This is a genomic window from Pseudomonas cyclaminis, from assembly GCF_015163715.1.
Taxonomy (GTDB): Bacteria; Pseudomonadota; Gammaproteobacteria; order Pseudomonadales; family Pseudomonadaceae; genus Aquipseudomonas; species Aquipseudomonas cyclaminis.
This window is the reverse complement of the sequence record NZ_JADDUM010000025.1, coordinates 21,422-36,244: the sequence shown is the minus strand read 5'-3', so window position 1 is coordinate 36,244 and position 14,823 is coordinate 21,422. Positions and strand designations below refer to the sequence as shown.

6 protein-coding genes and 3 pseudogenes are annotated in these 14,823 nt (G+C 62.8%); all 9 read right to left on the bottom strand.

The window, feature by feature from the left end:
• Positions 1-15 precede the first annotated feature (15 nt).
• Positions 16-608: pseudogene (locus IQK56_RS03205) on the bottom strand (glutathione S-transferase).
• A complete protein-coding gene (locus IQK56_RS03200; RefSeq protein WP_193863701.1) occupies positions 605-4,243 on the bottom strand; it encodes an AAA family ATPase in 3,639 nt (1,212 codons plus the stop codon). Before IQK56_RS03200 ends, IQK56_RS03205 begins: the two are co-directional and overlap by 4 nt.
• Positions 4,240-5,481: an exonuclease SbcCD subunit D C-terminal domain-containing protein gene (locus IQK56_RS03195; RefSeq protein ID WP_193863700.1), complete on the bottom strand. Its 1,242-nt coding sequence runs from the start codon at positions 5,479-5,481 to the stop codon at positions 4,240-4,242. The genes IQK56_RS03200 and IQK56_RS03195 overlap by 4 nt, the downstream gene beginning before the upstream one ends.
• 107 nt (positions 5,482-5,588) lie before the next feature.
• Positions 5,589-8,669 carry a carbohydrate-binding protein gene (locus IQK56_RS03190; RefSeq protein ID WP_193901531.1) on the bottom strand — a complete coding sequence of 1,027 codons (3,081 nt, stop codon included), beginning with the start codon at positions 8,667-8,669 and terminating at the stop codon, positions 5,589-5,591.
• Positions 8,670-8,941: 272 nt separating this feature from the next.
• The gene (locus tag IQK56_RS03185) at positions 8,942-10,582 is read right to left on the bottom strand and encodes a BatD family protein (RefSeq protein ID WP_193863697.1); all 1,641 of its coding nucleotides are present in this window, start codon (positions 10,580-10,582) and stop codon (positions 8,942-8,944) included.
• Positions 10,579-12,319, bottom strand: a pseudogene (locus IQK56_RS03180) (tetratricopeptide repeat protein). Before IQK56_RS03180 ends, IQK56_RS03185 begins: the two are co-directional and overlap by 4 nt.
• Complete coding sequence (locus IQK56_RS03175; protein WP_150760673.1) at positions 12,316-13,404, bottom strand: vWA domain-containing protein; 1,089 nt, start codon at positions 13,402-13,404, stop codon at positions 12,316-12,318. The pseudogene IQK56_RS03180 and the gene IQK56_RS03175 overlap by 4 nt, the downstream one beginning before the upstream one ends.
• Positions 13,397-13,890, bottom strand: a pseudogene (locus tag IQK56_RS03170) (DUF4381 domain-containing protein). The gene IQK56_RS03175 and the pseudogene IQK56_RS03170 overlap by 8 nt, the downstream one beginning before the upstream one ends.
• Positions 13,887-14,819: a DUF58 domain-containing protein gene (locus IQK56_RS03165; protein WP_122307081.1), complete on the bottom strand. Its 933-nt coding sequence runs from the start codon at positions 14,817-14,819 to the stop codon at positions 13,887-13,889. The pseudogene IQK56_RS03170 and the gene IQK56_RS03165 overlap by 4 nt, the downstream one beginning before the upstream one ends.
• Positions 14,820-14,823: the final 4 nt, after the last annotated feature.

Sequence of the window (14,823 nt, the reverse complement as noted above, 5' to 3'; positions counted from 1 at the left end):
CAGGGTGTGCAGGGCTTAAGCCTTTGCCATCACCGTAAGAAACAGCGGCGAGTCCAGGAAACGTTGTAGCCAAACCTCTAGCCGCTGATACGGTGCCCCTGCAAACCACTCCCGATCCACATGAGCAAACTGGCGCACAAACGGCGCCAGTGCCACATCGGCCAGGCTCAAATGGTCGGCCAGCAAGTAGTGGGTTCCCGCCAGCATATCCTCGAGCTTCTGCAAAAATACTGCGCCCTCGGCCCGATAATGTTCCATTGGCTGCTCGGGGTAACGTTCGGCGTACTTGTATCGATTCAATGATGCTTGAAGGTTGAATCGTTCTCGGCAATCAGCTCCAACACTCTGGTATCGCCCTGTAGCAACCAATCGTCAGGGTCGTTCTGCGCCAGCGCCCACTGCATGATCGCCAGGCTCTCATCGATTACCTGACCGTCCACCCTCAACACCGGCACCGTGCCCTTGGGCGACAGCGCCAGCATCTCCGCCGGCTTGGCTTTCAGGCTCACCTCGATGATCTGCACCGGCACGCCCGAATACCGCAAGGCCAGGCGTGCGCGCATCGCGTACGGGCAGCGTCGGAACGAATACAGCAGCGCTTCGCTCACTTGACCTCCAGGGTGCTCAGGCCATTGCCCTGGCGCTTGACCTGGATCTGCACCGGAATGCGCTCATGCATTTCCTGCACGTGGGAAATTACCGCGACTTTGCGGCCCTGGGCCTGCAAACCATCCAGTGCATCCATCGCCAATTGCAGGGACTCCGGGTCGAGGCTGCCGAAGCCTTCGTCGATAAACAACGATTCGATCTTCAGCGTGCTCGACGCCATCGACGCCAGGCCCAAGGCCAGCGCCAACGACACCAGGAACGTCTCGCCGCCGGACAATGAATGCACCGAGCGCAGTTCGTCACCCATTTCCGTGTCCATCACCAGCAACCCGAGCATGCTGCCACCGCGCTTGAGGCGGTAGCGGCGCACCAGTTGGCGCAGCTGCACGTTGGCGTGATGCACCAGCAGGTCAAGGTTATAGGCCTGGGCGATCTTGCGGAACGTATCGCCGGTGGCCGAGCCGATCAGTGCATTCAGGCGCGCCCAGCGTTGCCACTCTTCATAAGCCTGGGTGATGCGCTCGGCCAGGGCATGGTTGGCGTCCTGGCGGCGCTGGTCCTCGGACTGACGCGCGCGCAGTTCAGCCACCTGTTTTTCGCCTTCGGCCAATTGTTGGTTGAGGCTGGCCAGGGCGCTGTCCAATTGTTCGGCGTCCAGGTTGCCGTTGTGCGAAGCCTGATGTTCGGCGAGGCGTTGCTCGCGCTCTTGCAGCAGGACGTTGGCTTGCTCGACGGCCTTTTCGCTGGCTTGCACCTGTTGGCGCAGTGCGCTGATCTGGGCGTCATCGAACGCCAGTAGCCGTGCCAGGCCAGTGTCATCCAGCTCAGGGTGCAGGGCGCGCCACTGGGCGAGGCGTGTTTCGAGTTCCTGCTGTTCAGCTTCCAGTGTGTGCTGACGCTCCTGGCGGGATTTGAGATCAGCGGCCAGTTGGATCAGTTCGTTGTGGATGACCTGCAACTGTTGGTTGGCGTCGGTTTCGCTCTGGCGCGACTGCACCACAGCCTGTTCCAGTTGTTGCTGCCACTGTTCAGCGCTGGCGTGCTCGCCCAACAGAGTACTGAGTGTTTCCTGAGCAGCCTGTTGCTGGGTCGCCAGCTCGGTAAATTGCTGGTTCAGCGCGTCGAGTTGCTGCTGGCGATGCTGCTGGTGGGTGTGTTCTTTCTCGATGGCCTGCTGGCGTTCCTGTTGCTCGGCCAGCTCATCCTGCCGATGGCCAAGCTGCTCAAGGCGCTGATTGACCTGCTGGTCGAGCAACATGAAGGTCGCGGCCGGTTCGCTGCGCAAGCCTTCGAGGGTGTCGGCCGGCAGCAGGCTGGCGAAGGCCTGGAGTTCTTCGTCAAGACGTTCGCGGTCGTTGGACAGCTCGCGCTGCTGATCCAGCATCAGCTGACGGGCCTGCTGGCTCGCCTCCTGGGCCAGTTGCAGTTGCTGCTGCAGACGCCCGGCGTTCTGTTGCAGATTGAGCAGAGCGCCCTGGCGTTGTTCGTCCTGGCTGATGCTTTGGGTCAATTGGCTCAGTTGCTGGGTCAACCAGTCGCTGCGTTTGGCCGCGTCCTGGTTGAGCAGCGAGGCGGACAACGGGTGTGCCTCAAGGCTCGGCGCAAGGCCCTGTTGCTGGATTGCCAACTGCTCTTGCTGCTGCAGGAATTCCTTTTGCTGGGCAATCAAACCGCCCACTTCACCGCGCAGTTCGGTGAGTTTTTCCTTGAGGGTGTCGACGGCTTTCTGCGCCGTGGCCTCCTCATTTTCATCGTGGCGGCCGAGACTGTGCAGCAACGCTTCGGGTTGGTGATAGGGGTGCTCATGGCTGCCGCAGACTGGGCAAGGCTGATCATCCTGCAACTGCTCGCGCAGCTCCTCGACGCTGGCACTGCGCGCCAGGCGCTGGCGTTCAAGCAATTGCTTGGTCACTGTCAGCGTCTGTTCGGCTACCGCCAGTTCGGCCTTGGTGTGCAGGCCGGCCTGGTTCAGTTGGTCGCGTTGCTGCGCGGCGTCGGCGAGCTTTTGCGTGAGGGCTGCGGCGTGTTGGTCCAACTGTCGCTGGCTGTCCCACAGGCGCGTCAGGTCTTCGAAGGCACGCTGTTGCTTGCGATTGTCTTGCAGCAGGCTGGCCAGCAGTTGCACCTGTTCGGCCACGGCGTGGGGTTCGGCGCCGGCTTCTTGATAGAGCAGGTCCAGGGCTTCGCGTTGCTGGGCAAACTTGTCGGCCGAGGTGGTGGCGCGTTCTTCCAGTTGAGGCAGCTCGGCCTGGCCTTTTTTCAGGCGGTTGCCGATCAGCATCAGCTGTTGCAGGCGGTCGCGGTAGGCGTTCCAGGCCTCGCTCAGGGGGGCGAGGCTGGCATTGCGCTCAAGCTCGGCGGACAAACGTTGCAGGCGCTCGGCAACCTGGGTGTGTTTGTCTTGCAGGCCCTTGAGCAGGGCGTGGCCCTCGGTGCAGGCGTTTTCCTGCTGCTGTTTTTCTTCCGCACGCTTGGCCAGGTCACGGGTCAAGTGGGCGAGGGTGCTTTGCGCTTCGAAGGCCTGGCGCAATAGCGGCACCGCGTCGGCCTGATTGCTCAGCGCCTGGGCCAAGGCACTTTGCGCAGTCGCTTGTTGCAACTGCGCGTGTTGCTGACGGGTGTGCAGGGCGTTTTGCTGCTCGATGTGCTGCTGAATCTGCGCTGCCAACGGGGTCAGCAACGTGCTGAGTTCAGCCTGCCGTGCAAAGTGATGGCGTTGTGGCGCCAATTGCTCCAGCCGGCTCAAGTCCTGGCGTTGCGGGCCCTGGCTATCCCAATCGCCCTGGGCGCGTTGCAGCTGTTCGGTGGCACTGAGTTGGCGTTCCTGCCATTCGCGCAGTTCCTTGAGCCAGGTGTGCTGCAACTCCAACTGTTTGAGCTGGGCCTGCTGAGTCTTGAAGTGCTGCTGAGCGTCGGCCAGTTGCTGATCCAGCTCGGCGCGGGCCTCGGCGGCCAGGGGCACCACGCCGGTGGCCTGATCCTGCAGCTGCTTGTGCGTGTCCTTGGCGTCCTTGGCCTTGTCGAATGCGCGGCGACCCAGTTGGGTATAGAGCGCGGTATCGGTGAGCTTTTCCAGCAGTTCGCTGCGCTCGTTGTCGTTGGCCTTGAGGAAGGCGCTGAACTCACTCTGGGCCAGCAGCACGGCGCGGGTGAACTGCTCGAAGTTCAGGCCCAGGGCCAGTTCCAACTGGGTCTTGTATTCGGTCTTCTGGCTGGCCAGCAGTTGGTCGCTGTCCAGGTCCATCAGGCTTTGCCGGCTGTTCTGCAGCTTGCCGCTGGCCTTGTCGCGGGCGCGATTGGCTTCCCAGCGCGCACGGTAGCGACGGCCACTGACGCCGACAAAATCCACCTCGGCATAGCCGCCGCCGGTGCCTCGACGGATCAGGGTACGTGGGTCGCCGATGGAAATATCGGTGTCGGCATCGGGCATCTTGGCCTGGCCGGTATCGCCCAGGCGCGGCACGGCGCCAAACAGCGCCAGGCACAGTGCATCGAGCAAAGTGCTTTTACCGGCGCCGGTCGGCCCGGTGATCGCGAACAACCCGGCGCTGGCCAGGGGCTCGGCGGTAAAGTCGATCTCGAAGGGGCCGGCCAGGGAGGCGAGGTTTTTCAGGCGGATGGCGAGGATCTTCATGGCTGTTCCTCCTGCTGTTGCACTTCCTGGAGCAGCACGGCGAAGTCCTTCAAGGTCTGTTCATCCACTTCGCTGCCGTAGCTGTCCTGCCAGGCGCGGCTGAACAGCTCCTGGGGCGTGAGCTGGTCGAGTTCGATCAAGCGCTCTTCGTCAGTGGCATCGCTGCCGCGTTTGCCGGCGTACTCGGCGGCGATGCGCACCAGGCGCACGGCCTTGCCTTGCAGGGCGGTTTCGATTTGCTGGCGCAGGTCCGGTTGCGGTTCGTCGAGGCGCACGCGCACTTCCAGCCACGGGTGGCGCTGGGTTTCGGCGAGCAGGTCGATGTCGGGCAGCTCTGCCAGCTGCCTGAGGATATCCGCCAGCGGCGCGGCTTCGAGGCGTTGCAGGTCGACCGAGCGGGGAATCAGCAGCGGTTCGACACTCACCAGGCATTGGCCCTGGAAGGTCACATCGAGAATCTGGTGCTTGTAGCCGATTTCGGAAAACGACAGTGGAATCGGCGAGCCGCTGTAGCGAATGCGCTCTTCGCCATTGACCTTTTGCGGCTTGTGCAAATGGCCGAGGGCAACGTAGGCGACACTCTTGTCGAACAGTTTGGCGGGCAGCGCCTCGGCGTTGCCGATGATCAGGCTGCGCTCGGAGTCTTCCGACACCGAACCACCGGCCATGTGCGCATGGCTGATAGCAATCAGCGCCTGGCCTTTTTTGCGTCTGGCGTTGGCGGCGGCGATCAACCCTTCATGGACCTGGCCGATACCGCGCAGGTAATCGTCACCCAGGTGGGCGCCGGTGACTTCGGCCGGCCGCAGGAAAGGCAGGGCCAGGCACCAGGCGGCGATCTTGCCTTTGGCATCCGGCAACGGGATCAGCAGACGCTCGGCATCCAGTTGGCCATCGTCCAGCCACAGCACGCGGCCGAGCGCATGGGTGCGCAGGCGCCGCATCAACGGCGCGGGCAGTTCGATGCGCGAGCCGGAGTCGTGGTTGCCCGCGATCATCACGATGGTCAGCGTCGGGTTTTGTTCATGGGCGCTGATGATGAAGTCATACAGCCGCTCCTGGGCCTTGAGCGGCGGGTTGACTGTATCGAAGATATCGCCGGCGATCAGCAGCACATCCGGGCGATGGATATTGAGTTGGCGTAGCAGCCACTCAAGGAAACAGGCGTGTTCGAAGTCGCGTTCCTGGCCATGCAGGTTTTGGCCAAGGTGCCAGTCGGAGGTGTGGAACAGACGCAAGGCGAACTCCGTGGGGAAGGTGAAAAAGGAGGGAGTTTACCTGTAAACCTGAAGGAGGGGGCTGATCGTTCCCAGGCGAGCTGGGAACGATCAGTTGTTTCAGTTAGTTACCGTTCCTTCATCGTGACAGCCCCGATGTAGAAGTCATTCCCGTCGCCACTGGTGATCGTGTTGTACAGACCAAGCTTTACCGACCCTGTGGCTGACGCGGTATAGACGCCAGTACCGGTGCGCCAGGTTGTCTGATTTTGTGTGTTCACGGCTGAGCCGACAGCGCTGCCATTGACGGTGAGATAGATATTGGTTGCGTTTGCGCCCGTGGCTCGTATGGCGCGCAGTGAAAAGCTCAAGTCATAGGTCTTGTTGGCTTGTACCTGGACTGTATACGCGATGACCGCCCCGGAAAAGTTGTAAGGCCCGTCGGTATATGAGCCAATCCCAAGCCCTGCGCCTTCATTGGCGATGTTGTTTGTGTCTCTGTATTGTCCATCTGGGCTCCAGCCGTGCCAGCTGCCGGTGGTGAAAGGCCATTCCACCGATAGCTTGCTCCGTTGCACAACGGTGTATGTCGTGATCGGAAAGGTGACGATGCTCTCGGCATCCAGGGTGCCATCGAACGTTGCCTCGAACTTCACATGGATAGGACTGTTGTTGGGGATCGACTCCAGCCAACTGCGAAGTACTGGCAGGTTGTGCAACCCATCCGTCGCTTCCGTTGATGTAAGCGGGTGTGCCGTAAGCAGGTTCAAGTCATTTACGCCTTCGCTGCTGCAGGTCAGCCACACCCAATCGCCCGCCGCAACCAGGGCCCACTTGGCCACGGCGGCGGTCGCATCGCCGACAATGGTGTTGAGGTCCAGCGTTCCGCCGGGGGCGATGTCGTTGATCCTTGGAAAGGGAAGTGGATTGGGCGTCAGCTCATCAAACGCCAGTACCCGCAAGTCCAGAATCTTGGAGTTTGTGGGGGCACCCTGGCGTGTGACGCTATAGCCCACTCTGAGTGCCTGCCCCAGATGACCTGCGATATTCCTGCCGGAGGCATAGAAATCAACATACCCCAAGGACGGGTCGCCTGGCTTAGGTTTGATGGCCGGTATCGCGAAACCGGGCTTGCCGAACAGGAAGACGGTGATGTCATCGGTATAAAGCATCGGCTCATACCTCACGCGGATGGTGAACACCTCGGCTTGATCGATATGCAACGGATTTATCTGCGCACTCGTCGGGCCTGTCTTCGTGGCTTCCAGCACTTCAGGTACATCCAAGGTCAGATTGGCACCGACTTTCATCACGACGGAATGGGATAACCGCGTGCGTGCACCCGTACGGGTGAGGGTGTAGTAAATGCGCGCCGTTCTGTTGAGATTGGCCAGAACATATTGGCGCTGGACGGTAAATGGCAGGTCTCGGCCAACCCAGTGCGCCAATACCTGGAAGTGGATGGGGGGCGCACTGCCGCCGCTGGCACTACCTTCGAAGTACAAGGTGATGGTGTCGCCTTCTTGTATATCGGTGTGTGCCCGGACCAGGATGCGTGCATCACCGCTCGACTGGTCTGGATCGAACTCATACGCAGGAGGCGGTGCCTGCTCCACGAATGGTTCAGGCAACGAGGCCTGGGGTAATCCGACATCGAGCAGCAGATCCTGCGAGGGGCGCGTTCCTTGGGCGCTAATGACGGTGTAATAACACCTGAGGGTACCGCCTTCGAGTTTGGCGATATCGCCGTTGACCCCGTTCATCAACCGGAAGGTGATAAGCCCTTCACCGGCCGTGTCGTAAAGCTCGCGGTAATACCGCGAACCGTTGGCATACACGCCCACCAGGAACAGGGTGACCAGGTCAAAAGGGTCCTGGCCTGTGTATTCGTCAATTCTCACGGTGACATATGCCGATTCCGGCGGCAGGGTGGCACCGTCCGGCGCCTCGTCCACGCGAGGTGCTGGCAAGCTGATGCTGATCGGTGTGCCGGTGATCTGCACGATAGTCGTGTGCGAGCGCCGGTTTGGAACGCCTGCGCGTATGCGCTCATAGGACAATTGCACACGCCCGCCCACCAGTGGCGCAAAATCCTCGAACGGGAAGGGGATGCGGGCATTTCGCCCGGTGACCGTGACGCGGTGTTCGTAATAGGTGGTGACGCTCACCCCCTGCGCATTGCGGCCAATAGCCCTGATCCGAATCAGATCGCCGACCACATAGTCAAAGCGATGAACGGAGACTTCGATGGTGGCGTCCGCCCCCATCTGCTCGTCCACATCAAGGATGTCCTCAGGTGCTTCGTAGATGTAGCACTCAGGCAGCAGCGGTTCGGCGCCATCATCCAGTTCGACCTCGATCAGCACCGCCGGTGACCAGCCTGGGGAATAGTTACCCACCTCATCTACGATTTCGTACTCGCAGACGTGGGAGCCGCTGCCGATCTGCGCCCAGGTGCCCGCATACACCCAGATTACAATCGGCTCGCGGCCGGCCGCCTCGCCTTCGGTGACCCGGTGGTTGATGATAAATCCGCCAATGCTCAGGCGAATGCGGTCCCGCACCGTGCGGTACGTGTTGGCGGGCCTGTTGATGTCAAGGGGGTAGAAGGGAATTGTCACATTCACTCCCAGACCGGCTGCTGTTTCATCGACGAAGTCGGTCTCCGGCTCGGGCGCGCCCAGGTTGGAGTGCCACGGTTCGCTAGGTCTCGGATCCGGCCCGGCAGGCGCTACGGTGTCGATTTTGAGCCTGAAGGGGCGAGTCTCCTCCGTTCCGCCGAGCACTCGCGTAACCCGGAAAAAAACCGGTTCCACGGGACCGTCTGTAAACCGTGTACGGGGGATGTACAACGGGATCTGTGTGCCATTGTCGGCTTGTTCCTTGGTCACCGTGTGAGTCGCCACGGGCGTTTTGATATCGCGGTAGAACAGCTCGATGAAATCCAGTTGCGACATGTCCAGATAGGGCAACAGAACGCACAGCAGACCCTCGTTGCGATGGGTGTCCAGGGCGGCCAGGTTGATCCCACCGTCGAAGCCGACCACAGGTGTGGTCATGCCGGGGATGTAGAGTGGGAGCTCGGAAAACGGCACGGGTGCGTGGTATTCGGGGGTGGTCAGGTCGAAAATGTCCTCAGACCCAGGCTCAGGATATAAGGGCGGGCATGCGGCGGGCAGCCGCGGGTTGGAGAGCTGTTCTTGATCCATGATCAGGCGTCCTGTGGGTAGTGAAATGACCCGTACTGGCGAGCGACGCGCTGCAGGTCGTACACAGGATTTAGCATCAAATAAATGCGATTCAGTACCTGTCAGAATTGACAGTAGCGACGAGTGGTCAGCCATGAATGGAAGACGCCTGTCGATGTTCTCACGCCGACACGCTGCGGTGCACATCAACAAGCAGCAGATTTTTTACTGACAGGCCGCCTTCGTGGACAAGCCCGCTCCCACGGGGTTGCGTGGCGTGGGCTGAATCCAGGTTACTTGGGATACAGCGGCGGCAGGCTGGTGGTGTCCGTCGCCGAGTCTTGCACGCGCTCGGTCATGGGGATGGCTTTTATCGCTCGCCACAAGTCTTCACCCAGCCAGTACTGACCGCTCTCGCTGTACAGCGCGCCATTGAGCCCATCCAACGCATCCGACAACGGTACAAACCGCGCCGCCATGTCCGCCAGGGTTTCCGGCTGCTGCCGCGCCCAGGCATCCAGCGCCTGGCGGGTGGCCTGGGGGTCGTTGGCCTGGGTCGCGCGCTTGAGGTCATCGAGCAGGGTGCGCGGGCTCGGGCCGGTTTGTGCGGCGCGCAGCACCGCCGGTTGCCAGCGCGCACGCCACCACAGGCCGAAGCCCAGCAGGGTGGTGCAGGCCAGGACCAGGGTGCTCAGTTGCCATAGCCACAGACGGCTGTCGTCCGGTGCGGTGATGATGGTCGGCGTAGCGGGGGTGTCCACCATCAGGCTCGGGTTGGCCGCCACTTGCAGGGTGCGGGCGGGCAGGCTGGTGCGTTCAAGGTGATCCTCGTGGGTGTTCCACCACACCACTTCAACCGGTGGCAGTTCCAGCGGGCCGACACGATTGGGCACCAGGGCCTCGCGGTCTTCGCGGCTGCCGACCAGGCCACGGTCGCTGGTCTGGTTGCCGAGCACCGGTTGGTCCGGGTAGCGGCGCAAGCCATTGATTTCAGTGCTGGGGAGGGCCGGCAGTTGGGCACTGGACAGGCCCTCGGCCTTGATCGTGAGGCTGCGCGTCAGGGAGTCGCCGACTTGCACATGTTCCGGCTCTGGATTCCAGGACTCGGTCAGGGTCAGGCTGCGCGCCGGCAACCAGGGCGTATCGGCGGGATACAACTCGGGCTTGGGCTTGACCTGCAACGCCAGCGGCGCCGAACTCACGTGGATCAGCTTGCCCGGCTTGGTGCCTTGCAGGGTATTGTCCTGGGGCGGGCGCGATTCCACCAACGTGGCGCTGAAGGTCTGCGTTGGCAGTTCCAGGGCGCCGCTGTGTTGCGGGTAGATCGCGTAGCGGGTTTCGATCACACCGTGGCGGATGCTGTTGATGACCTTTTCGTAGGTGCGCGACTCGCCCAATTGCTCCACGCGTGCATCCGGGATCTGCAACGGGGTGAGGCTGCTGTCGTCATACAGCGACACCGAGTGGTACACGCGCACGGTCAACAGGGCCTGGGCCTGCACGTACACGCTGGTTTGGTCGAGGTTGGCTTCGACAAACACCGGCGCCAGCTCGGCGTTGCTGTTCTGGCTGGCGGTTTCCAGCACTTGCAGGCTGATCGGCTGGGTCGAGTACTCGCCCACTTGCAACGGCGGGATTACTACGGTGCCGTTTTGCTTGGGCAGCAAGGTGATGATCCAGCGCGTGGTCGCGTGGTTGTCGCCGCCCAGGGTGGTGAGCTGGTTGAGCTGGCGGGTGCCGCTGACTTCGAACTGCGCATCCAGGGGCGACAGGTCGGGTTTGCCGAACTGGGTGACGTCGCTGGACTCCACCGTCAGCTCCACCGTTTCCCCGGAATTGAGGCGGCTGCGGTCGACACTGGCTACCAGGTTCGCCGCCTGGGCGTGGCCTGCCGTCAACGCGAGCAGAAGCAGAAGGGGGGTGCGGCGGCTCATCGAGTCTTGTCCTGATGTTGTTGCTGTTCGTACCAGAATTTGCGTCGCAGCAGTTCGCCGGGGTTGTCCGGGATCTCCCGCAGCCATTGTTCCAGGGCTTGGCGGTGTTCACCGTCGAGGTTGGCGTCGATAGGGCGCAGCGGCGGGGTGGTGGTTTGCTCGTCGCCCAGTTCGCTGCCCGGTACTTCGTTGCCGCCGGTTTGTGGTGTGGCGCCGGTCTGGGTGTCACCGGTGCCGGATTCGCCCTGGCCCTGGGACGACTGCTCGCCGCCCGTGGCAGTTTGCCCATTGGCGCCCGGTTGCGCAGTTTGGCCGGGTTGGGTGGTTTCGTCATCCTCGTTTTTTTGCCGGCTGTTCGGGCTCGGGCGCTGCCTGCTCCTGAATCAGGGCTTCCACCAGGGCCTTGTTTTTCAGGGCTGGTTGCAGGTCGGGCTGGGCTTCCAGGGCTTGCTCGTAGGCGTCGATAGCCGCTTCGAGTTCGCCGGATTTGGCCAAGGCATTACCGCGATTGTAGTGAGAGTAGGCGTCGTTGCCTTCGGCAAACCGCTTGATGGCTTCGGCATAGTTGCCGGCTTCGTACAAGGCAACGCCTTGCCATTGCACGTCCTGGAAGCGTTCGGCGGCTTCGGCGGGGCGTTTTTTCTTGAGCAGGTATTGGCCTTGCTGGTCCGGGCGCAGCCACAAATCCTGGAGTTCAAAGGCGTAGCTGGGCTGGGGGGCGGCCATCAGCAGCAAGGGCAGGCAAAACAGCCAGCCACGACGCCCCGCGCAGGCGGCGAGCAGCAACAGCGGCAAGAGCAGCCAGTAACCCTGGTCGGCCCAGGTGTCGAGGTGCAGCAACTGGCCGTCGTTACGCAGGGCTTGCGGCGGGTCGAGTACGCCGAGCTGGCGCAGGTCTTTATCGTCCAGGCGCGCGGCGCGGTAACGGCCGCCCATCTCGCTGGCGAAGGCTTTGAGCGTGGGGCTGTCGAGGCGTGGCACCAGGATCGCGCCTTGTTCGTCCTTGAGGAACTCACCGCTTTCCTGGGTCACCGGCGTGCCTTCACGGCTGCCGATGCCGAGGATCGACAGGGGCGGCGATTGGTTGCTCTGCAGCAACAGTCGAATGCCTTGGCGCTCCTGCTTGGACAGGGATGAGCCGATCAGCAGCAGGCGTCCTTGGCCTAGCCCGCTGTGCTGGAGCAAGTCCAGGGCTTTCTGTACCGCCAAGTCGGCGCGGTGGCCGGGCTCGGGCATGATCGAGGGACGCAGCGCTTCGAGCAGGTTGCGGCTGGTGCCCAGGTCGTCCGACAGCGGCACCAGGGTGTGGGCGCTACCGGCGTACACCACGATGGCGGTTTGCGCATCGGTGCGCGCCTGCAACAAGTCATACAGCTTGCGGCGGGCCTGCTCCAGACGATTGGGCGGGCTGTCGGTGGCGAGCATTTCCGGGGTCAGCTCCAGCAGCACCACCAGCGGATCGGAAGGCTTCTGGCTGGTTTGTTCGACGCGTTGCCAACTGGGGCCGAGCAAGGCCAGCACGGCCAATAGCCAGGCGATACCGAGCACCACCCACGGTGATTTGCTTTCGCGGCCGTTGCCACCGCTGAGCAGCACCGCGTGGAAGGCCGGCGGCAGGATCATCTGCCAACGCCCGGCGCGTTTTTGCCGGTGCCACAGCTGCCACAGCAACCAGCCGAGCAGCGGCAACAGCAACAGCCACCAGGGGCGGAACCAGTGCGGCCACAGGTCGATCATCGACGCCTCCGCAAACGCAGGCGTTTAAGGCGTTGGCGCCACTCAGGACTCTGTTGCAGGAAGATCCCCTTGCTCGACATTTTGCTGAACCAGCGTTGCAGGGCGTTGTTCGGCCAGCGCTCCTGGATCACCAGCAACATACTCAGGATCAGCGCCAGGGCCAGCGGGCCGCTGTACAGCGCCTGGGCCGGGCGGGCCTGGGTCGGTTGTTGCTCGACGGGTTCGAGTCGGTCGAGGGTGTCCTTGATGGTTTGCAATTCTTCGCCATCGCGGGCACGGAAGTATTGCCCGCCGGTGGCGTTGGCGATGGCCTTGAGTGCCGGTTCATCGAGGTCCAGGCTCGGGTTGACGCCGAGGATGCCCAGGGAACCGGTTTGCTCCGGGTCGGCGCCGATGCCGATAGGGTAGATTTTCACACCTTCTTCGGCCGCCAGGCGTGCGGCGGTCAGTGGGTCGATCTGCCCGGCGTTGTTGGCGCCGTCGGTGACCAGGATCAGTACGCGGCTTTGCGCCGGGCGCTGGCGCAGGCGTTTGAGGGCCAGGCCGATGGCATCGCCGATGGCAGTGTTTTTGCCGGCGATGCCGATGCGTGCTTCATCCAGCCAGGTGCGTACGGTGCGGCGGTCGAAGGTCAGCGGCGCTTGCAGGTACGCCTGGCTGCCGAACAGGATCAGGCCTACGCGGTCACCTTCGCGGTGTTCAAGGAAATCACCCAACAGGCTTTTGACCAGGGACAGGCGACTCACGTCCTCGTTCTGCCACTGCATGTCGGGGAAATCCATGGAGCCGGACACGTCCACCGCCACCAGCAGGTCGCGGCCGCTGGCGGCAATCGGCAGCGGCTCGCCCAGCCATTCCGGGCGTGCGGCGGCGGTCAGCAACAGCAGCCACAACACCACGAAGGGGGCCTGCTGGCGCCAGCCCGGCAGGTTGACGCGGGCGCGGCGCTTGGCCAGGCCTTCGAGGTCGCCGAGGTAGCTGACTTTAAGCGCAGGCTCGCCGCTGTCGGCTACCGGCAGGATAAACCGCATCAGCCAGGGCAACGGCAACAGGACGAAGATCCACGGCCAGGCGAACTCAAACATGTTTGCGAATCCAGGTGTCGACGGCTTGGGTCAGGCCGGCGATGGCCTTGTCGTCGAGTTTGCATTCGGGTTTGTAGGCGCCTTCCACCAGCACCATCCAGCGCGTGAGGCCGGCAGCCGGGCAGCGGTTGTCGAGGAACGCCAGCCATTTGCGCCCGTTGAGGGTGTGGCTCTGGCTGTAAGGGTAGTCGTTGCGGCACAGGCGCTTGAGCAGGCCATTGAGTTGTTGCAGCCAGGCACCGGCGGCGCGCCGTCGTAGGGTTTGGGCATCAGTGCCAATTCGGCCAGGGCGGCGATGCGCAACGGGTCCAAGGGTTGTTCGGCGCGTGCGACCGGGCGGCGCGCAGGCAGAAAGCGGCGCAGGGACCAAAGCCCCCAGCCCAACAACGGGATCACCAGCAACACCAGCCACCAGCCCGGTGCAGGCGGCCAGAAGCCGATGCTCGGCGGGGCGATCAGCGGTTGCAGTTGGTCAAGGCTGCTCATTGTTTTTTGGCCGGACGTTGCGGGTTGAGGTATTCGCGCAGTTGCTCGACCATTTCGCTCTGGGTGCTCAAGGGCATCAGCAGTACCCGCAGCTTTTGCGCGAGCAGTTCCCAGCGGGCAATGCGTGCTTCGGCCTGGGCCTTGTAGGCCTGGCGCAAGTCGTAGTTCAGCGTGTCGAGTTCCAGTTGTGCGCCTCGCTGCGCGAAACGCAGCAGCCCGGCGGCGGGCAGTGCGTGGTCCAGCGGATCGGAGATCGGCAACAGCAGCAGATCACAATGGCGTGACAGCAGGCTCAGTTGTTGCTCGGCGCCTTCGGTGAGGGCGCGTTCATCGCATATCACAATCACCAGGCTGCCGGGGCGCAGCACTTCGCGGCCTCGGCGCAGAGCCATGCCCAGGGCGTCGGCCTCGGGGCGGCTCTCGGTGTCCAGGCTCTGGTTGACGCGCACCAGGCGGTTAAGCAGTTGCAGCAGGCTTTGCTTGCTGCGCCGGGGTTTGATTTCGTAGTGCTCGTTGTCGCCGAACACCAGCCCGCCGACGCGGTCGTTGTGCCCCAGGGCCGCCCAGCCGATCAGGCTCGCCGCCTGCGCCGCCAGCACCGACTTGAACATCTGCCCCGAGCCGAAAAACAGCCGGCAGCTTTGCTCCACCATGATGAAGATTGGCCGTTCGCGCTCTTCGTGGAACAGTTTGGTGTGCGGTTCCTGGGTGCGTGCGGTGACGCGCCAGTCGATGGTGCGCACGTCGTCTCCGGCCTGGTACACACGCACCTGGTCGAAGTCGACGCCGCGCCCGCGCAGCTTGGAGTGGTGCAGGCCGATCAGCGGGCTGCGCTGGCTCGGCGTGGAAAACAGCTGCACTTCGCGCACGCGGTGGCGCATCTCAATCAATTCGCTGAGCGTGACGCGGATCCCATCGCTGGCATTCATCGAT